We start from the raw sequence: 19,246 nt of genomic DNA, 5'->3' as shown, positions 1-19,246 counted from the left end.
CGCTGCCAGCAGGCAGCGGGGGCCGTTCGCGTGTGGGTCAGGAGGCCCAGCTGCCCAGCGGCGTCTTCGGGTCGGGGCCGTAGCGGTTGGGGTGCCGCTGCCCCTCCAGGCAGTAGAAGACCAGCAGCACGATGCCGCCGAAGGGCACCAGCCCGATGAGCAGCCACAGGCCTGAGCGGTCGGTGTCGTGCAGGCGCCGGACGCCGACGGCCAGGCTCGGGACGAGCAGTCCCAGGCTCACCACCAGCTGGAAGAGGGGGACGTCGATCGCGACGTCGATGATCGCGGCCACCATGACGACGAGCACGCTGAACAGGGCGAACCACCAGTACTCGGCGCGCCGTGCCCGCCCGGTGAAGGTGGCGTACTGCGTCAGGACGCTGCGCACGGCGTCGGAGAAGCCCATGGCGGTCCCGCCCTGCGGGGAGGGGGCACCGTAGCCGTGGGGAGCCGGGGCGCCGTACCCCTGGCCGTAGCCGGGCTGCTGGCCGTGGGGACCGGGCTGCCCGTACGGCTGCTGCCCGTACCCCGGCTGGTCTCCCGGCGGGGGGTCCTTCTCGAAGCTGGGGCCGGTCATCGTTCCTCCTGGAGGTCGTCGCGCCGTGTCGGCGGCCGGTGGCCGGCTGTAGGGGGATCCGGGACGCCAGCAGGGGTCTGCCCGGACGGGCAGACCCCTTCTGGTGACAGCGGTCAGCGGCCGCGGCGGGCGCGGTGTGCCGCGAAGAACGCGGCGGCCGGCTTCAGCGACAGGAGCACGACGATCGCCAGCGCGGCCAGGAAGAACAGCAGGCTGGTGACGATGCCCCCCGCCCCGGCGGTGTCGGCGGCGGTGAGGTTCCCGATCAGGCCGATCAGCGTGAAGACCAGGGCGATCGAGCCGCCGATCAGCAGCAGCACCCGGCTGCGCCCGGTGAGGGCCCACACGGAGCCCCAGATCGTGATCACCGTCCAGATCAGCGCCAGCAGGCCGAACACCAGCAGCACGCCGCCGACGGCGCCGGCCACCGACCCGAAGCCGGGCAGCTCCTCCTCGAGGTCCCCGGAGGAGGCGCTGGTGGCGGCGAAGGCGCCGAAGAAGATCGTGACCAGGCTGATCAGCACACCGATCGCCCCGAGGACGAAGCCGAGCACGGCGGCGGTCACCACACCTCCGGGCTTGGCCGGGACGGCGCCCTGCCCGTACTGCTGGGCGTAGCCGTACTGCCCGTACTGCTGGGCGTAGCCCTGCTGCCCGTACTGCTGGAGGTGGCCCTCCCCGTACTGCTGCGCGTAGCCCGGCTGCCCGTACTGCTGGCCGTACTGCGGCTGGCCCGGCTGTGCGTACTGCTGGCCCTGCCCGTACTGGTCCTGTCCGTACTGCTGGCCCTGCCCGTACTGGCCGTACTGGCCGTGCGGCTGGTCCTGCTGCGGTTGCCCCTGCTGGCCGGCGGCCGAGGCGCCCGTCGGCTGGTCCGACCGCTTGGTCAGGTCGGGCTGTCCCTGGCCCTGCTGGCCCTGGCCGTACGGGGAGGTCCCGCCCGTGCCCTGGTCGTTGCCGTAGTTGCTCATGGTCCCCTCCGCTGGCGCCGGCCCGTGCCGGCAGTCCCGGCCGCCAGGATGCTGGGACGGCCGCGACACGGACAACCAGAGCACCCCTCGTTCGGGGTGTCGAGTCGGGCGGGGCACCTCGTGACCGGGCGGTGACCCGGCTCGCCGCCCCAGGGGCTGGACGGGGCGGAGGCCGGTCGTCTCCCTAGGCTGTGTGCCCGTGACCGAGAACGCGCCCGTCGTCCTGATCGCCGAGCAACTGGCCCCCAGCGTGCTGGCGGTGCTCGGCAGCGACGTCGAGATCCGCCACGTCGACGGCGCCGACCGGTCCGCCCTGCTGCCCGCGCTCGCCGACGCCGCCGCGGTCGTGATCCGCAGTGCCACGCAGATCGACGCCGAGGCCCTCGCGGCCGCGCCGAACCTCAAGGTGGTCGCCCGCGCCGGCATCGGGCTGGACAACGTCGACGTGGCCGCGGCGACCGAGCGCGGCGTCATGGTCGTCAACGCGCCGACGTCCAACATCGTCAGCGCGGCCGAGCACGCCGTCGCGCTGCTGCTGGCCGCCGCCCGGCACATCCCGGCCGCCGACGCGTCGCTGCGCGAGGGCACCTGGCAGCGCTCGAGGTTCACCGGCGTCGAGGTCACCGACAAGGTGGTCGGTGTCGTGGGCCTGGGGCGCATCGGCCAGCTGGTGGCCCAGCGGCTGGCCGCCTTCGGCACCACGCTGATCGCCTACGACCCCTACATCCAGCCCGGCCGCGCCGCCCAGCTCGGCGTGCGGATGGTGTCGCTGGAGGACCTGCTCCGCGAGGCCGACTTCATCACCGTCCACCTGCCCAAGACGCCCGAGACCCTCGGGCTGATCGGGTCCGCGGAACTGGCCACCACCAAGCGCGGCGTGATCATCGTCAACGCCGCCCGGGGCGGGCTGGTCGACGAGGCCGCGCTGGCCGACGCGCTCGCCTCGGGCCAGGTGGGTGCCGCGGGCCTCGACGTCTACGCCCAGGAGCCCTGCACCGACAGCCCGCTGTTCGCGCTGCCCAACACGGTCGTCACGCCGCACCTGGGCGCCTCGACGACGGAGGCCCAGGACAAGGCCGGCACCGCCGTCGCGCACTCGGTGCGCCTGGCGCTGCAGGGCGAGTTCGTGCCGGACGCGGTCAACGTGCAGGCCGGTGGTGTCGTGGCCGAGGACGTGCGGCCCGGTCTGCCGCTGGCCGAGAAGCTGGGGACGGTGTTCACCGCGGTCGCCGGCGGCCTGGCCCAGTCGGTCACCGTCGAGGTGCGCGGCAAGCTGGCCGAGTTCGACGACTCGGTCCTGCAGCTCGCCGTCCTCAAGGGCGTCTTCTCCGACGTCGTCGAGGAGCAGGTCACCTACGTCAACGCCCCGCTGCTCGCCCAGCAGCGCGGCCTCGACGTGACGCTGACCGGCGACGTCGAGAGCCCCGACTACCGCAACCTCGTCCGCGTGCACGGTGCCATGGCCGACGGCCGCGAGGTCGCCGTCTCCGGCACCCTGTTCGGCAAGAACCAGGTGCCCAAGCTGGTCGAGGTCGACGGCTTCGACATGGACCTCGACCTGTCCGGCCACCTGCTGTTCTTCGTCTACACCGACCGGCCGGGCGTCGTCGGCACCGTCGGCGCCGCGCTGGGGGAGGCCGGGATCAACATCGCCGGCGCGCAGGTCAGCCGGACCACCCGCGGGGGCGAGGCGCTGATGGCGGTCACCGTCGACAGCCCGGTGCCCGCCGAGCTGCTCGGCGACATCGCCGGCCGCATCGGGGCGCGCGAGGCCCGCTCGGCCGACCTCGACCCGCGCTGACCTAGGGTCCTCGCCATGCGCCTGGCAGTGATCGCGGGAGACGGCATCGGCCCGGAGGTGGTGGCCGAGGGCCTCAAGGTCCTCGGCGGGGTGGTCCCGGACCTCCAGACCACCGAGTACGACCTGGGCGCCGCCCGCTGGCAGCGGACCGGCGAGCTGCTGCCGGACACGGTGCTCGACGAGCTGCGCGGCCACGACGCCATCCTGCTCGGGGCGATCGGCGACCCGAGCGTGCCGCCGGGCATCCTCGAGCGCGGCCTGCTGCTGCGGCTGCGCTTCGAGCTCGACCACCACGTCAACCTGCGCCCGGCGAAGCTCTTCGACGGCGTGCGCAGCCCGCTGGCCGACCCCGGCGCGATCGACATGCTCTGCGTCCGGGAGGGCACCGAGGGCCCCTACGCGGGCAACGGCGGCGTGCTGCGCCGCGACACCGCGCAGGAGGTGGCCACCGAGGTCAGCCTCAACACCGCCTTCGGCGTCGAGCGGGTCGTCCGCTACGCCTTCCAGCGGGCCACGGCCCGGCCGCGCCGGCACCTGACCCTCATCCACAAGACCAACGTGCTCACCCACGCCGGGTCGCTGTGGTCGCGCACGGTCGAGGAGGTGGGCGCGGAGTTCCCGGAGGTCACCGTGGCCTACCAGCACGTCGACGCGGCCTCGATGTTCTTCATCACCGACCCCGGCCGCTACGACGTCATCGTCACCGACAACCTCTTCGGCGACATCGTCACCGACGTCGCGGCGGCCGTGACCGGGGGCATCGGGCTGGCCGCCAGCGGCAACCTCGACGCGTCGGGCACCAACCCGAGCATGTTCGAGCCGGTGCACGGTTCGGCTCCCGACATCGCCGGGCAGGGCGTCGCCGACCCGACGGCCACCGTCCTGTCGGTCGCCCTGCTGCTGGAGCACCTCGGCCGCGGCGACTCGGCGCGCAAGGTCGAGGCCGCGGTCGCCTTCGACCTGTCCACCCGCGACCCGCAGCAGCCGGTGCGGACCACCGAGGTCGGCGACCGCCTGGCCGCGCTCGCCGGCTGAGGAAGGGACCCTCCTACCCCCCCACCACTCGCAGGCTCGCGCCAGGCCCCGTCCAGGGGCTCGCCGCGAGCTCGCGAGTGGTGAGGAGGACGGGGTCCTTCTGCCGTGGGGGCCGTTCCACCGCGTCACGAGGGCTACACTGCCCGGTGATGCACCTCCCCGGCACGACCCTCATCATCGGCTAGCGCGCGGTCAGCACCCCGACCGCGCGCAGACCCTCCGTACCCGGGGGGTCTTTCTCGTGTGAGGGGCCTGGTCGCCGTCGACCCCCCGGGAGCACCCGTGGCCACCGACGCCTCGTTCCACGTCTTCGACACCACGCTGCGCGACGGCGCCCAGCGCGAGGGGATCAGCTTCTCCGTCCCCGACAAGCTCGCCGTCGCGCGGCTGCTCGACGAGATCGGCGTCGGGTACATCGAGGGCGGCTGGCCCGGGGCGCTGCCCAAGGACACCGAGTTCTTCGCCCGCGCCCGCACCGAGCTCAAGCTGCGCCACGCGGTGCTCGTCGCGTTCGGGTCGACCCGCCGGGCCGGGGTGCGCGTGGAGGACGACCCGCAGGTGCAGGCGCTGCTCGACGCCGAGACCCCGGTGGTCTGCCTGGTCGCGAAGTCCGACGTCCGGCACGTCCGCGACGCGCTGCGGACCACGCTGGAGGAGAACCTCGCGATGGTCGGCGACACGGTCGCGCACCTAGTCGCGCACGGCCGCCGGGTGTTCGTCGACTGCGAGCACTTCTTCGACGGGTACGCCGCCGACCCCGACCACGGCGTCGACGTGCTGCGGACGGCGTTCGCCGCCGGCGCCGAGGTCGGCGTCCTGTGCGACACCAACGGCGGCATGCTGCCCATGGGGGTGGGCCGGGTCGTGGCCGACGTCCGCTCCCGGGTGGAGGGCCGGCTGGGCATCCACTGCCAGGACGACACCGGCTGCGCGGTCGCCAACTCGCTGGCCGCCGTCGAGGCCGGCGTGACCCACGTGCAGGGCACCGCCAACGGCTACGGCGAGCGGGCCGGCAACGCCGACACCTTCGTGCTGGTGGCCAACCTGGTCACGAAGATGGGCCTGCCGGTGGTGCCCGCGGACTGCCTGACCGAGCTGCAGCGGGTCAGCCACGCGATCGCCGAGCTGGCCAACATCGCCCCCGACGACCACCAGCCCTACGTCGGCGCCTCGGCGTTCGCGCACAAGGCCGGCCTGCACGCGAGCGCGATCAAGGTCAGCCCCGAGCTGTACAACCACCTCGACCCGGCGCTGGTCGGCAACGACATGCGCATCCTGGTCACCGAGATGGCCGGCCGCGCCTCGGTGGAGCTCAAGGGCCGCGAGCTCGGCGTCGACCTCGACGGGCACGCCGACGTCGTCGGCCACGTCGTCGACCGGGTCAAGGTGCTCGAGGCCGACGGCTGGTCCTTCGAGGCCGCCGACGCCTCCTTCGAGCTGCTGCTGCGCGCCTCGCTGCCCGGCGCCCCCGACCCGCTGTTCGAGCTGGAGAGCTACCGGACGACGGTCGAGCACTGGGGCAACGGGGTCGTCGTCAGCGAGGCGACGGTCAAGGTGCTCCTGCCCAACGCCGACGGCACGGCCGAGCGGGTCATCAGCACCGGGGAGGGCAACGGCCCGGTCAACGCGCTGGACAACGCGCTGCGCCAGGCGCTGGTCAGCCGCCACCCGCAGCTCGCCGACGTCTCGCTGGCCGACTACAAGGTCCGCATCCTCGGCTGGAAGGGCGGCACGAGCGCCACGACCCGGGTGCTCATCGACTCCACCGACGGCGTCGGCGAGTGGACCACCGTGGGCGTCCACGACAACATCGTCGAGGCCTCCTGGCACGCCCTGGTCGACGCGCTGACCTACGCCGTCCGCTGCCGCTGACATCCCGCCGTCCCGCCACCCCACGCGCGGGGGGAGGCGGGACGGCGGGATGCCGTGTCAGCAGTGGGCGTACTCGTCGAGGCGCCACCACATCGCCAGCGCCATGGCCGGGAGCATCAGCACGTGCCCGGCGGTGAACAGGGTGTCCCCGGAGACCGCGCCGGCCCAGTAGGGGAGGAGCAGGACGGCGAACGGCACGTACATCGCCGCCGACATCTCGGTGATCGCCGGCCACGAGTGCCCGCGGATGCGCATCCAGGCGCCCATGCCGATCGCCATGTTGGTCGCCATGACCAGCGCGTGGACGTCGGCGCGGTCGTCGAGCCCGGGCCAGACCAGGCCCTCGGCGGCGCCCAGGACGACCATCCCGGCGATCATCGCGACGAGCATCTCGAGGTAGTGGCGGACGAGGTGCCAGGTGCGCCGGCCGCGGCTGCGCGTGTGCTGGGGCGGGGTCTGCGTCGTCATGCCCGAAGGGTGGGGTGCCGCGGGGCCCCTGCCAGGTGCCGGAGGTCACGCTCCCCGGTCACGATCCGGCGTGACCCCCGTCAGAGCAGGTCGAGGGCCCGGGCGCGCAGCGCCGCCTGGGTGCGGTCCCGGGCGCCGAGCTTGCCCAGCACGGTGGTCACGTGGTTCTTCACCGTGCCCTCGGCCAGGAACAGCGCCGCCGCGATCTCCCGGTTGCTGTGCCCGTCGGCCAGCAGCCGCAGGACGTCGAGCTCGCGGCCGGACAGCGGCACCACCAGCGGCTGCGGCCGGGACCGGGGGGCGTCGTCGAGCTGCGCGAAGCGGGCCAGCACCTTGGCCGCCACCGACGGCTGGAGCACCGACTCGCCGCGGGCCGCAGCGGTCACCGCCTCGACGAGGCGGTCCGCGGACACGTCCTTGAGCAGGTAGCCCACCGCGCCGGCCCGGAGCGCCGCGAAGACGTCCTCGTCGTCGTCGAAGGTCGTCAGCGCCAGCACCCGGACGCCGGGCTGCTCCACCCGCAGCCGCCGGGTCGCGCCGATGCCGTCGAGGACCGGCATGTGCAGGTCCATGAGGACGACGTCCGGCTGCAGCGCGGCCGCGCGCTCCAGCGCCTGGTGACCGTCACCGGCCTCCCCGGCCACCTCGACCTCGGGACGGGTGCCCAGCAGGGTGACCAGCGCCTCGCGGAAGAGCGCCTGGTCGTCGACCACCAGCACGCGGACGGCGCTCACCCCGGCACCTGGACCAGCAGCTCGGTGCCGCCGCCGGGCACCGAGGCCACGCGGAGCGAACCGCCCGCGCGGGCCGCCCGCTCCTGCAGGCCCACCAGCCCGAAGGCGCGCGGGTCCCGTCCCCCGGCCGGGAGGCCGCGGCCGTCGTCCCGCACGCCCAGCCGCACCGTCCCGTCCTCGCCGTAGGTCAGGGTCACCCGGGCCGACGTCGCGCCGGCGTGCTTGCCGACGTTGGTCAGCCCCTCCTGCGCCGACCGGAACAGGGACTCCTCGGCCTCCGCGGGGAGCTGCCGCTCGGTGCCCACGACCTCGAGCGTCGCGGGGACACCGGCCACGGAGACCTCCGCGGTCAGGGCCTCGAGCGCGGTGCGCAGCGGTGGTGCGGTCCGGGGTTCGCGCAGCGTGGCGACCGACCGGCGGACCTCGGCCAGGGCCTCGCTGGCCTGGGTCTGGGCCTTGGCGAGGACGTCGTCGGCGCGGCCGGGGTCCGACGCCAGGACCGCCCGGGCGGCCTGCACCTGCACCTGGACGACGGTCAGGTGGTGGCCGAGGCCGTCGTGGATGTCGCGGGCCAGCCGGTTGCGCTCGCGGGTGGTCGCGAGCTCCTCGGCCTGCGCGGCGTACCCGCGCAGCCGCTCGTTGGCCTCGGCGAGCTCGGCCCGGGCCCGCTGCTCGCGCTTGAGCAGCTCGGTGACGACGGCGGTGAAGACCGCGGCGCCCAGCGCTCCCAGGCCGTTGCGCGCGAAGTCCCCCCAGCTCATCCCCAGGTGCACGAGCGGGACGGCGGCCGTGACCAGCGCGGCCGCCGGGAGGGGGAGGAGCAGCACGCTCTGGCTGACCAGCACCAGCAGCAGCAGCGTCGTCCCGACACCGGGGCCCGAGACGTCGAAGAGCAGGATCCCGAGCGGCAGCTGCAGGCACACGTGTCCGGCCGCGAGCCAGTACCGGCGCGGGACGGGCTGGCGGGCCAGCCACGGGAGCGCGAGGAGCGCGTGCGTCGCGTACGTCACCGCGAGGGCGACGGGGAGCAGCGGGTGCGGGTCGTCGGTCGCCTCGACCACCACGGTGAGCAGTGCCAGGAGCGTCAGCACCGCGAGGGCGCGGGTCACCTGGTCACTCTCGCGCCGCCGTCTCGGCCCGGTCAACACGCCGGGGGCCCCCTCCCGACCCGGGAGGGGGCCACCGGCGCGTGTCCGCCGGCCGGAGGGTCAGGTGCGGGGCCGGACCTCGCCCATCGGGCCGAAGCCGCTGACGTCAGGGGCGTCGACGTAGACGATCTGCGGCTGCTCGGCGACCAGGTCCGACATCCAGTCGAAGGCGGCCTTGGCGTGCGGGGTGGCCACGTGCGAGGCGCCGGCATCGGAGTCGCGGAAGCCCTCGATGCAGACGAACGTGTTCGGGTCGAGGACGCTGCGCGACCACTCGAAGAACAGGCTGCCCTCCTCGGCGTTCACCGCCGCCGCGTACTCGTCGGCGTGGGCGCGGAACTCGTCGATCGCGTCGGGGCGGACGGGGAACTTGATGACGATCAGGATCACGGGGTCTCCTTGGTCGATCCGAGTGGGGCCCGGAGGGCTCCGCGACGGAGCGGCCGCGCGGGCTCCGCACCGCCGGGGACCGCTCCTGGTCGCGGTGTCGTCCGGAGGACGACAGTGTTACGGCGGGTCGAGCCGGCGGCGGAGCAGGCAGAAGGGGTTGCCCTCCGGGTCGGCGAGCACGTGCCAGCTCTCGTCCCCGGTCTGCCCGACGTCGGCCCGGGTCGCCCCCAGGTCGAGCAGCCGCTGCAGCTCGGCGTCCTGGTCGCGGTCGGTGGGGGAGAGGTCGACGTGCAGCCGGGGCTTGCCCGGGGCGGGGTCGGGGACCGGCGCGAACACCAGCGTCGGTGCGGCGCCCCCGAAGCCGGCCTCCGGGCCGATCTCCACGGCGCCGTCCTCGTCGTGGCCGAGCACCCGGTAGCCGAGCACCCCGGCCCACCAGGCGGCCAGCGCCTCGGGGTCGCGGCAGTCGACGACGAGCTCACTGAAGCGGGCGGCCACGCTGCGACCGTAGGGGTCCGGCGGCGTCGGCGCGGCCCGGGCGGGTCAGTAGCCTCGACGGTGTGCGCATCGTCCGCTTCGCCTCGCCCTCGGGCATGTCCTTCGGCGTCCTCGACGGGGACGGCCAGGTCGCCCAGATCGAGGGCCACCCGTTCGGCACCATCTCCTTCACCGGCCAGCGCTTCGCGCAGGCCGACGTCCGGCTGCTCTCGCCGATCCTGCCGAGCAAGGTGGTCTGCGTCGGCAAGAACTACGCCGAGCACGTCAAGGAGATGAACACCGGGGACGCCCCCGAGCGGCCGCTGCTGTTCCTCAAGCCCTCGACGTCGGTCATCGGCCCCGGCGACGCCATCCGCATCCCGCCGGGCAGCACGAACGTGCACCACGAGGTCGAACTCGCCGTCGTCATCGGCGCCCGCGGAGCACGCAACCTCACCCCCGAGCAGGTCCCGGCCAGCGTGTTCGGGTACACGATCGCCAACGACGTCACCGAGCGGGACATGCAGGCGGCCGACGGGCAGTGGACCCGCGCCAAGGGCTTCGACTCCTTCTGCCCGCTGGGCCCCTGGATCGAGACCGACCTGGGCGCCCTGGGCAAGGACCCCGCCGACCTGGCGATCACCTGCACCGTCGACGGCGAGCTGCGCCAGTCCGGGCGCACCAGCCAGCTGCTGTTCGACGTCCCCACGCTGGTCTCCACCATCTCGCAGGTCATGACCCTGCTGCCCGGCGACGTCGTCCTCACCGGCACCCCCGCCGGCGTCGGGCCGATCGCCCCCGGCCAGCGCGTCGAGTGCGCCATCGAGGGGCTGGGATCGCTGACCAACGGCGTCAGCGGGGCCGACCCGACCTCGACCGCCGGGGCCGGACGGTGAGTGCCCCGGGCGAGGTCCGCACCCGCTTCTGCCCGTCGCCGACCGGGACGGTGCACGTCGGCCTGCTGCGGACCGCGCTGTTCAACTGGGCACACGCCCGGCACTCCGGGGGCAGCCTGGTCCTGCGCATCGAGGACACCGACGCCGCCCGCGACTCCGAGGAGTCCTACCGGCACCTGCTCGACAGCCTGCGCTGGCTGGGCCTGGACTGGGACGAGGGGCCCGAGGTCGGCGGCCCGCACGGCCCCTACCGGCAGTCGCAGCGGCACGAGGTCTACCGCGAGGTCGCCGCGAAGCTGCTCGAGGCCGGGCACGCCTACGAGTCGTTCTCGACCAACGAGGAGGTCGACGCGCGGCGCCGGGCGGCCGGGCAGGACCCCAAGCTCGGCTACGACAACGCCGACCGCTTCCTCACCGACGCGCAGAAGGCCGCCTTCCGCGACGAGGGCCGCGAGCCGGTGCTGCGGCTGCGGATGCCCGACGCGGACAGCGGCGAGGACATGGTCTGGACCGACCTGGTGCGCGGCGAGGTCCGCTTTGCCGCGGGGTCGGTGCCCGACTTCGTCATCGTCCGGGGCAACGGCGTGCCGCTCTACCCGTTCGTCAACCCCGTCGACGACGCCCTCATGGGCATCACCGACGTCCTGCGCGGGGAGGACCTGCTGCCCTCCACGCCCCGCCAGCTCGCCCTCTACGCGGCGCTGCAGGACGTCGGCGTCGCCCGGGGCGCCCCGCGCTTCGGCCACCTGCCCTACGTGACCGGCGAGGGCAACCGGAAGCTGTCCAAGCGCGACCCCACGTCCAACGTCGACGTCTACCGCGAGCGCGGCTTCCTCCCCGAGGGGTTCGCCAACTACCTGGCGCTGCTGGGCTGGTCGATCGCCGAGGACCGCGACGTGTTCTCGATGGCCGAGATGGCCGGGGCGTTCGACGTCACCCGGGTCAGCGCCAACCCGGCGCGCTTCGACGTGCGGAAGGCCGAGGCGATCAACGCCACGCACGTGCGGCAGTTGCCCGTCGAGGAGTTCGTCGACCGGGTCGTGCCCTTCCTCGCCGGCGCCGGCCTGGTCGCCGACCCGCCGACGCCCGAGCAGGACCGGGTGCTGCGGGCGATCGCGCCGATGGCGCAGGAGCGCACCGTGGTCCTCTCCGACGTCGTCGGCCTGGTCGGCTTCCTGTTCACCGACGACGTCGACGTCGACCCCGCCGCCGCGGCCAAGAACCTGCGCCCGGAGGACGGCGAGGTGCTGACCGCGGCCTCCGCGGCCCTCGGCGGCCTGGCGGAGTGGTCGGCCGCCGCGATCGAGACCGCGCTGAAGGAGGCGCTCGTCGAGGGCCTCGGGCGCAAGCCGCGGCAGGCCTTCGGGCCGGTGCGGGTGGCGGTCAGCGGCCGCACGGTGTCCCCGCCGCTCTACGAGTCGCTCGAGCTGCTGGGCCGCGAGCGCACGCTCGCCCGCCTCGCGGCCGCCCGGGACACGGCCGGGTGACCGTCCCGCCCGGGCCGTGGCCGCCCGGTGGCGACGAGCCCTACACCGGGCCGCCGCCGACCGGTCCCTACGGGGCGCCGCCGTACGTCCCGGGAGCGTCCCGCGGCCGGTACCCGCCGCCGCCCGGCGCGGCGGCCGGGCCGGTGCCCTGGCCGCTGGGGCCGGTCCCCGCGCAGCCGGCCCCGCACACCCACCTGCCCGGCGCCCCGTCCTGGCAGCAGGCGGTCCTCGACGCCCGGCCGGCGCCGCCCCCGGCCGTGTTCCCGCCGGGCGTGCGGCTGGCGCCGCCCCCCGGGACGCCCCCGCACGACGAGCCGGTGCCCTACCTGCTCGCCATGCGCTCGCGCGACTGGGCGTGGTGGCGGCCGCTGCTCGGGCTGCTGCTGTTCGCCGTCGCCTACTCGGTGGCGGCCTTCGTCGTCGTCCTGCTGACCCTGCTCACCGGGATCACCCCGGACCTGGCGCTGCTCGACCTGGTCGACCCCGGCACGCTGCTGCTGACCAACCTCTCGCTGATCGTCGCCATCCCGATCGTGTGGCTGCTCTGGGTGGCCGCGCACGGCATGCGGCCGGGCTGGTCGTCGTCGGTGCTGGCGCAGCTGCGCTGGCGGCTGTTCGCGCCCCTCACCCTGCGGGCCCTGGCCACGCTCGGCGTGGGCATCGGCCTGTCGGTGCTGCTCGGGTTCCTGGTCGAGGGGGGCGCGGTCACCGGCCCGGTCGACGACCTCGTCTGGCTGCTGCTGGTCGTGGTGCTCACCACGCCGATCCAGTCCGCCGCCGAGGAGTACGTCTTCCGCGGCTACCTCAGCCAGGCGATCGCCGGGTGGATCCGCAGCCCGCGGGCCGGCGCGCTGGTGGCCGCCGTCGTCACCGCCGCGCTGTTCTCGGCCGCGCACGCCCCCGGCGACGTCGTCACCTTCCTCGACCGGTTCGCCTTCGGCCTGGCCGCCTCCGCCGTGGTCTGGCTCACCGGCGGCCTCGAGGCGGCGATCGTCCTGCACGCGGTGAACAACGTGCTGGTGTTCTGCCTGGCCGGCACGCTGGGCGACGGCGTGACCACCGACGAGGTCCCGGCGGGCGTGGGACTGCTGTCCCTGCTGCTCACGCTGCTGTCGATGAGCGCCTACGTGGCCGCCGTCGCGGCCGCCCGCCGGCGGCTGCACCCCGAGCTGGTCACGGCGGCCCGGGACCTGCGCGTCGCGGCCGGCGACCCGCGGACCCGGGGGTGGTGACACCCGGTCCGCGGACATCGGGTATCGTCTTCCCCGGCGCCGCGAGGTGCCGGCCAAGACCTTGGGGTATGGGGTAATTGGCAGCCCGACGGTTTCTGGTTCCGTTAGTCTAGGTTCGAGTCCTGGTACCCCAGCGAGGAAGCACCACCTCCTCACGCACCACCGCACGGCCCCGTCGTCTAGCGGCCCAGGACGCCGCCCTCTCACGGCGGTAGCGAGGGTTCGAATCCCTTCGGGGCTACAGCGCAGCGAGAGCCCCCGGTCAGCCGACCGGGGGCTCTCGTGCGTCCCGGGCCCCGTCCCGGGGCGCAGGTCGCCCGTGGCACCATGGAGCCCGTCCGGCCCCGTCGTCTAGCGGCCCAGGACGCCGCCCTCTCACGGCGGTAGCGAGGGTTCGAATCCCTTCGGGGCTACAGCGGCACCACGCGCACGACAGCACGCGGCTCAGCACGAGGGCCCCCGGTCACCCGGCCGGGGGCCCTCGTGCGTCCGGACCCGGTCCCCGAGTGGCTGGGCGATCACCGGCGGGCATAGCGTGCGCGGGGTCGGTCAGCGGGCCGGGACGGGAGGCGGGAACGGTGATCCGGACGAGTCGTCGGCTGGCGGACGGCCGGGAGATCCTCTACTTCGACGCCGACGGCACACCCGCCCGCACCGCCGAGGACACCCGCGACCTCCCTGCGGTGGGCACCCACTCGCAGCTGCGCTGGGACGCGCTGCTCGGCGAGTGGGTGGTGATCGCCGCCCACCGGCAGGCCCGCACCTTCCTGCCGCCGGCCGACCAGTGCCCGCTGGACCCCTCCCGGCCCGGCCGGCCCACCGAGGTGCCCGAGTCGGAGTACCAGGTCGTCGTCTTCGAGAACCGCTTCCCGTCGCTGGCCACCTCGGTCGACCGCGACGTCGCGCCGCACGCGCCGGGGGACCCCCTGGCCGAGCTGCGCCCCGGCTTCGGCCGCTGCGAGGTCGTGCTGTTCACCAGCGACCACGACCAGCACTTCGCCGGCCTCGGCCCCGACCGCGCGCGCCTGGTCGTGGACGTGTGGGCTGAGCGCACCGCCGAGCTGAGCGCGATCGACGGTGTCGAGCAGGTCTTCTGCTTCGAGAACTCCGGCGAGGAGATCGGGGTGACGCTGTCGCACCCGCACGGGCAGATCTACGCCTACCCGTTCGTGACCCCGCGGGTGGAGCGGGTGCTGACCTCGGTGCGCCGGCACCGCGAGGAGACCGGTGGCGACCTGTTCGCCGAGGTGGTCGACGCCGAGCGCACCGGCCCCCGGGTGGTGGCCGCCAACGAGCACTGGGTGGCCTTCGTCCCCGCCGCCGCCCGCTGGCCCTACGAGGTGCAGCTGTTCCCCACCCGCCGGGTGCCCGACCTGCCGGCGCTCGACGACGCCGAGCGCGACGCCCTGGCCGCGGTCTACCTCGACGTCCTGGGCCGCTTCGCGCACCGCTTCGACACCCCGATGCCCTACATCGCCTCCTGGAACCAGGCGCCGGTGACCACCGGCCGCGACGAGTGGTGGCTGCACCTGCAGCTGTTCTCGCTGCGCCGGGCCCCGGGCAAGCTGAAGTACCTGGCCGGCTCGGAGTCGGGCATGGGCGCGTTCATCACCGACACCAACCCCGAGGACGTCGCCGAGCAGCTGCGGGCGGTGGTCGTCCCGTGAGCGACCGACCCCTGGACGACGCGGCCGCCGCCGAGCGCGCCGTCGCCGCGTTCACCGAGCGCTTCGGTGCCGCGCCGGAGGGGGTCTGGGCCGCGCCCGGCCGGGTCAACGTGATCGGCGAGCACACCGACTACAACGGCGGGCACGTGCTGCCGGTGGCGCTGCCGCACACGACGCGGGCCGCCGTGGCCCGCCGCGACGACGGCCGGTTGGTGCTCGTCTCGCACCAGCACCCCGGTGCCGACGCCGAGGTGGCCGTCGCCGACCTCGCGCCCGGCAGCCCCGGCGGCTGGGCCGGCTACCCCGCCGGTGTCGTGGCCGAGCTGCGCGGGTCCCTCCCCGGCGGCTTGGACCTGCTCGTCGACGGCGACGTCCCGGCCGGGGCGGGCCTGTCCTCGTCGGCCGCGCTGGAGTGCGCCGTCGCCCTGGCCCTGCGCGACCTGCTCGGCCTCGACCTGGCCCCCGACGACCTGGTCGACGTCGCCCGGCGGGCCGAGAACGACTTCGTCGGCGCGCCCACCGGCATCCTCGACCAGTCCGCCTCGGTGCTGTGCACCGCCGGGCACGCGCTCTACCTCGACACCCGCGACCGCAGCAGCGAGCAGGTGCCCCTCGACCTCGCCGCGGCGGGACTGGCGCTGCTCGTGCTCGACTCCGGCACCACCCACGACCACGCCGAGAGCGGCTACGGCGACCGGCGCCGGGAGTGCGAGGAGGCCGCGCGGCGGCTGGGCGTGGACCTGCTGTGCGACGTCCGCGAGGTCGACGACCTGGCCCCGCTCGACGACGGCACCGACCGCGGAGAGCTGCTGCTGCGGCGCGCCCGGCACGTGGTCAGCGAGGACGCCCGCGTGCGCGAGGTCGTCGGGCTGCTGCGCTCGGGTCGTGACCCGCGCGCCGTCGGCCCGGTGCTCACCGCGGGCCACGCGTCGCTGCGCGACGACTTCCAGGTGTCGGTGCCGCTGCTCGACGCCCTCGTCGAGGCGGTCCTCGACGCCGGGGCCCACGGCGCCCGGATGGTCGGCGGCGGGTTCGGCGGCAGCGCCGTCGCCCTCGTCGACGCCGAGGCCGTGGACGCCGTCACCGCCGGCGTCGCCGACCGCTTCGCGCGCGAGGGCGCCGGTGCCCCCCGCGCGTTCGTCGCCGTCCCCTCGCTCGGGGCCAGGCGGCTGACATGACCCGACCAGAGTGGAGACCCGAGTGGACGATCTGAGACTGGACGCGTCGTTCGTCGACTACCTGCTGGTGGCCGCCTACTTCGGCGTCGTGCTGCTGATCGGCGCCGCCGCGCGCCGGCGGGTGTCCGACAGCCTGGACTTCTTCCTGTCCGGCCGGTCGCTGCCCGCGTGGGTGACCGGCCTGGCCTTCATCTCGGCCAACCTGGGCGCGGTCGAGATCGTCGGCATGTCGGCCAACGGCGCGCAGTTCGGCATGAGCACCATGCACTACTTCTGGATCGGCGCGGTCCCGGCCATGCTGTTCCTGGGCGTGGTGATGATGCCCTTCTACTACGGGTCGAAGGTCCGCAGCGTCCCGGAGTTCATGCGCCGCCGGTTCGGCACCGGCGCCCACCTGGTCAACGCGCTGAGCTTCGCCGCCGCCCAGATCCTCATCGCCGGCATCAACCTCTACCTGCTGGCCACCATCGTCGAGGCGCTGCTGGGCTGGCCGCTGTGGCTGTCGCTCATCGTGGCCGCGGCCGTGGTGCTCAGCTACATCACCCTCGGCGGCCTGTCGGCGGCCATCTACAACGAGGTCCTGCAGTTCTTCGTCATCGTGGCCGCGCTGCTGCCGCTGACGCTCATCGGCCTGCACCGCGTCGGGGGCGTCGGGGGGCTGATCGACCGGGTCACCGACTCCGGCCGGGGCGAGGAGCTCACCTCGTGGCCGGCCACGGAGCTGTCCGGCATCGGCAGCCCGGTCCTGTCGGTGATCGGCATCGTGTTCGGCCTCGGCTTCGTGCTCTCGTTCGGCTACTGGACGACGAACTTCGTCGAGGTCCAGCGGGCGATGGCGACCAAGTCGATGTCCGCCGCCCGGAGCACGCCGATCATCGGCGCCTTCCCCAAGATGTTCGTCCCGTTCATCGTGGTGATCCCGGGCATCATCGCCACGGTCCTGGTCCCGGAGGTCGTCGAGGCCCGGGCCAGCTCCGCCACCGACTTCGACTACAACAACTCGATCCTGCTGCTCATCCGCGACATCCTGCCCAACGGCCTGCTCGGGGTGGCGCTGGCCGGCCTGCTGGCGGCGTTCATGGCCGGCATGGCGGCCAACATCTCCGCCTTCAACACCGTCTTCAGCTACGACCTGTGGCAGCAGTACGTGAAGAAGGACCGGCCCGACGGGTACTACCTCGCCGTCGGGCGGTGGGCGACGGTCGGCGCCACCGTGGCCGCCATCGGGACGGCGATCATCGCGTCGGGCTACACGAACCTGATGGACTACCTGCAGACGCTGTTCGGCTTCTTCAACGCCCCGCTGTTCGCCACGTTCATCCTGGGCATGTTCTGGAAGCGGATGACGCCGACCGCCGGCTGGATGGGGCTGGTGTCCGGGACGCTGGCGGCGGTCCTCGTCGCCTTCCTCAGCGAGGACGCCTTCGGGACGGCGTCGCTGGGCGTGCTCCCGATCGGCGGCCAGGGTGCGAGCTTCGTCGCCGCGAGTGCCGCCTTCGTCGTCGACATCGTGGTCAGCGTGGTCGTCAGCTCGGTGACCGCGCCCAAGCCGGTCGCCCAGCTCGCCGGGCTCGTCTACTCCGAGACCCCGAAGGAGCAGCGCACCGACCCCGACGCGCACCGGCTGCCGTGGTACCAGTCGCCGACCAAGCTGGCCGGGATCGCACTGGTCATGGTCATCGTCCTCAACGTGATCTTCCGCTGACGTCAGGAGCACGGTCATGAGCAGCAGCACCTCCGGCGGCGCCGGGACCAAGCACGCGGCCGGCGCCTTCGACGTCCGCAACGTCATCGCCGCGCTGATCGGCTTCTACGGCGTCGTGCTGGTCCTCGTCGGCCTGTTCGGCAACACCCCCTCCGACCGGGAGCGCACCGGCGACATCAACGCCAACCTGTGGGCCGGGCTGGCGATGATCGTCTTCGCCGCGGCGTTCGCCCTGTGGGTGCGGCTGCGCCCCATCGTCGTCGAGGCCCCGCCGGACCGGCAGGACCCCGAGGACGACGGCAGCGGCCGGACGGCCCCCGGCCACCACTGACGGAGGACCGAGGCGCCGGGCCGGTCACCCGAGGACGGTGACCGGCACCCGCTGCACGAGGTCGTTGGCCATGCCCTGGCGGTTCCACCTCTGCTCGGTGGGCTGGGCGCCCTCGGCGTCGGTGGCGCGGACCACGAGCTCGTGGTCGCCGCGGCGGGCGTCCCAGGTGCACCGCCACGCCCGCCAGGCGTGCGGGTGGGCGGGGTCGGTCGGGGCGAGATCGGCCACGGTCCACGTGGCGCCGCCGTCGGTGCTGACCTCCACGCCGGTCACCGGGGCGCGCCCGGACCAGGCACGCCCGGTCAGCGTCACCGGCCCGGGGCGCAGGAACCGCTCACGGGTCATGGAGTCCGGCCAGCCGGGCGGGGCGAGCAGGGCCCGCGGGGCGATGCGGGTGACCGGCGCGCCGTCGTCCGCGCCGCCGGTCCGCATCCGGTAGGCGACGGTGTTCTGGAAGCCGTCGAAGAGGTGGTCGAGCACCTCGACGCGGGTCAGCCACTTGACGTGCGCCATCCCGTACCAGCCGGGCACGAGCAGTCGCAGCGGGGCGCCGTGCTGGGGTGGCAGCGGCGCGCCGTTCATGGCCCACACCAGCAGGACGTCGGGCCGCAGCGCCTCGGCCAGCGGCAGGCCGCGCGCGTAGTCCTGCTCGACGCCGCGCTCGACGCCGTGGTCGGCGCCGGTGAAGGCGACGTCGACCGCGCCGGGGGAGAGGCCGGCCTCCTCGAGCAGCGGTGCTAGCGGGGTGCCGGTCCACTCCGCGGTGCCCACGGCCTCGAGCAGCCAGGGCTGGCCGGCCGGCCGCGGCTCCAGCCGGGCGCGGCCGTTGCCGGCGCACTCGAGCAGGACCCGCGCCGTCACGGCCGGCCGGCGGCGCAGGTCGTCGAGGTCCAGCCGCAGCGGGCGCCCGACCGCGCCGCCGACCTCCAGCGACCAGTTGTCCGGGTCGACGGCGGGGATGTCGTAGTGCGTGAGCACGTAGTGCAGGCCCGGCGGCGTGACGTCGTAGCGCAGCGCCTCCAGGGGCATCCCGTGGTTGCGGGTGGCCAGGGCCAGCTCGTGGAGGCCGATGCCCTCCCCGGGCCCGGCGATCCGGGCACGGCCACGGTGCGTGCGCTCGGGAGCGGTCATGCGCGCAGTGTCCGCTCCGCGGCCGCCCCGGGTCACCCCTCCGGCCAGGTGGGACGGCCGCCGAGGAGGTGCGTCGTCCTCCGTCGGTCATCGGCATCTGGCCCCCCGACACGCGGACAGGAGCCGCCACCCGCCGATGACCACGG

General features: G+C 74.4%; 18 protein-coding genes and 3 tRNA genes. 13 read left to right on the top strand and 8 right to left on the bottom strand.

All coding sequences use genetic code 11. From position 1 onward, the window contains the following. Positions 1–37: 37 nt before the first annotated feature. Entirely contained in the window at positions 38–577 is a 540-nt protein-coding gene (locus ACU616_RS02560; RefSeq protein WP_446756922.1) for a DUF805 domain-containing protein, read from the bottom strand. 113 nt (positions 578–690) lie between these two features. After that, the gene (locus tag ACU616_RS02555) at positions 691–1,548 is read right to left on the bottom strand and encodes a hypothetical protein (RefSeq protein WP_446756921.1); all 858 of its coding nucleotides are present in this window, start codon (positions 1,546–1,548) and stop codon (positions 691–693) included. A 199-nt stretch (positions 1,549–1,747) separates the two neighbouring features. On the opposite strand from ACU616_RS02555, the gene serA reads away from it, so the two are divergent. The 3 genes from serA (at position 1,748) to cimA (ending at position 6,256) form a co-directional block, all read left to right on the top strand. Further along, a complete protein-coding gene (serA, locus tag ACU616_RS02550) occupies positions 1,748–3,349 on the top strand; it encodes a phosphoglycerate dehydrogenase (RefSeq protein WP_446756920.1) in 1,602 nt (533 codons plus the stop codon). Between the two features lie 15 nt (positions 3,350–3,364). Then, positions 3,365–4,384, top strand: a complete 1,020-nt coding sequence (locus ACU616_RS02545) for a 3-isopropylmalate dehydrogenase (protein WP_446756919.1) — start codon at positions 3,365–3,367, stop codon at positions 4,382–4,384. Between the two features lie 282 nt (positions 4,385–4,666). Continuing rightward, the gene (gene cimA / locus ACU616_RS02540) at positions 4,667–6,256 is read left to right on the top strand and encodes a citramalate synthase (protein ID WP_446756918.1); all 1,590 of its coding nucleotides are present in this window, start codon (positions 4,667–4,669) and stop codon (positions 6,254–6,256) included. Positions 6,257–6,313: 57 nt separating this feature from the next. On the opposite strand, the gene ACU616_RS02535 is transcribed toward cimA, so the two are convergent. The 5 genes from ACU616_RS02535 to ACU616_RS02515 all read right to left on the bottom strand — a co-directional run bounded on the left by ACU616_RS02535 (position 6,314) and on the right by ACU616_RS02515 (position 9,494). After that, positions 6,314–6,724 carry a hypothetical protein gene (locus ACU616_RS02535; protein WP_446756917.1) on the bottom strand — a complete coding sequence of 137 codons (411 nt, stop codon included), beginning with the start codon at positions 6,722–6,724 and terminating at the stop codon, positions 6,314–6,316. Positions 6,725–6,804: 80 nt separating this feature from the next. Beyond that, positions 6,805–7,458 (bottom strand): response regulator, encoded by a 654-nt coding sequence (locus tag ACU616_RS02530; protein ID WP_446756916.1) that lies wholly within the window; start codon positions 7,456–7,458, stop codon positions 6,805–6,807. Continuing rightward, positions 7,455–8,567, bottom strand: coding sequence for a sensor histidine kinase (locus ACU616_RS02525; protein WP_446756915.1), 1,113 nt, complete (start codon positions 8,565–8,567; stop codon positions 7,455–7,457). Before ACU616_RS02525 ends, ACU616_RS02530 begins: the two co-directional genes overlap by 4 nt. A 99-nt stretch (positions 8,568–8,666) precedes the next feature. Next, positions 8,667–8,996 carry a putative quinol monooxygenase gene (locus ACU616_RS02520; protein WP_446756914.1) on the bottom strand — a complete coding sequence of 110 codons (330 nt, stop codon included), beginning with the start codon at positions 8,994–8,996 and terminating at the stop codon, positions 8,667–8,669. Positions 8,997–9,113: 117 nt separating this feature from the next. Next, a complete protein-coding gene (locus tag ACU616_RS02515; RefSeq protein WP_446756913.1) occupies positions 9,114–9,494 on the bottom strand; it encodes a VOC family protein in 381 nt (126 codons plus the stop codon). A 62-nt stretch (positions 9,495–9,556) separates the two neighbouring features. Between ACU616_RS02515 and ACU616_RS02510 the strand changes: the two genes are divergently transcribed. The 10 genes from ACU616_RS02510 to ACU616_RS02465 all read left to right on the top strand — a co-directional run bounded on the left by ACU616_RS02510 (position 9,557) and on the right by ACU616_RS02465 (position 17,969). Beyond that, the gene (locus tag ACU616_RS02510) at positions 9,557–10,369 is read left to right on the top strand and encodes a fumarylacetoacetate hydrolase family protein (protein ID WP_446756912.1); all 813 of its coding nucleotides are present in this window, start codon (positions 9,557–9,559) and stop codon (positions 10,367–10,369) included. Further along, positions 10,366–11,856, top strand: coding sequence for a glutamate--tRNA ligase (gene gltX / locus ACU616_RS02505; protein WP_446756911.1), 1,491 nt, complete (start codon positions 10,366–10,368; stop codon positions 11,854–11,856). Before ACU616_RS02510 ends, gltX begins: the two co-directional genes overlap by 4 nt. Beyond that, positions 11,853–13,088 carry a CPBP family intramembrane glutamic endopeptidase gene (locus ACU616_RS02500; protein WP_446756910.1) on the top strand — a complete coding sequence of 412 codons (1,236 nt, stop codon included), beginning with the start codon at positions 11,853–11,855 and terminating at the stop codon, positions 13,086–13,088. The genes gltX and ACU616_RS02500 overlap by 4 nt, the downstream gene beginning before the upstream one ends. 62 nt (positions 13,089–13,150) lie before the next feature. Beyond that, positions 13,151–13,222 (top strand) — tRNA-Gln (locus ACU616_RS02495). 34 nt (positions 13,223–13,256) lie between these two features. Continuing rightward, positions 13,257–13,329, top strand: a tRNA-Glu gene (locus ACU616_RS02490). A gap of 99 nt (positions 13,330–13,428) precedes the next feature. Further along, positions 13,429–13,501 (top strand) — tRNA-Glu (locus tag ACU616_RS02485). A 165-nt stretch (positions 13,502–13,666) separates the two neighbouring features. Then, on the top strand, positions 13,667–14,755 hold the full coding sequence (gene galT / locus ACU616_RS02480) for a galactose-1-phosphate uridylyltransferase (protein WP_446756909.1): 1,089 nt from the start codon (positions 13,667–13,669) through the stop codon (positions 14,753–14,755). Further along, positions 14,752–15,933 carry a galactokinase gene (gene galK, locus ACU616_RS02475; RefSeq protein WP_446756908.1) on the top strand — a complete coding sequence of 394 codons (1,182 nt, stop codon included), beginning with the start codon at positions 14,752–14,754 and terminating at the stop codon, positions 15,931–15,933. Before galT ends, galK begins: the two co-directional genes overlap by 4 nt. 22 nt (positions 15,934–15,955) lie before the next feature. Then, positions 15,956–17,638: a sodium:solute symporter family protein gene (locus ACU616_RS02470; protein ID WP_446756907.1), complete on the top strand. Its 1,683-nt coding sequence runs from the start codon at positions 15,956–15,958 to the stop codon at positions 17,636–17,638. Between the two features lie 16 nt (positions 17,639–17,654). Then, positions 17,655–17,969: a hypothetical protein gene (locus tag ACU616_RS02465; protein WP_446756906.1), complete on the top strand. Its 315-nt coding sequence runs from the start codon at positions 17,655–17,657 to the stop codon at positions 17,967–17,969. A 24-nt stretch (positions 17,970–17,993) separates the two neighbouring features. On the opposite strand, the gene ACU616_RS02460 is transcribed toward ACU616_RS02465, so the two are convergent. Continuing rightward, positions 17,994–19,100 (bottom strand): sulfite oxidase, encoded by a 1,107-nt coding sequence (locus ACU616_RS02460; RefSeq protein ID WP_446756905.1) that lies wholly within the window; start codon positions 19,098–19,100, stop codon positions 17,994–17,996. Positions 19,101–19,246: the final 146 nt, after the last annotated feature.

It is taken from the genome of Geodermatophilus sp. URMC 62 (genome assembly GCF_052931475.1).
This window is presented reverse-complemented; position numbering and strand designations above follow the sequence as displayed.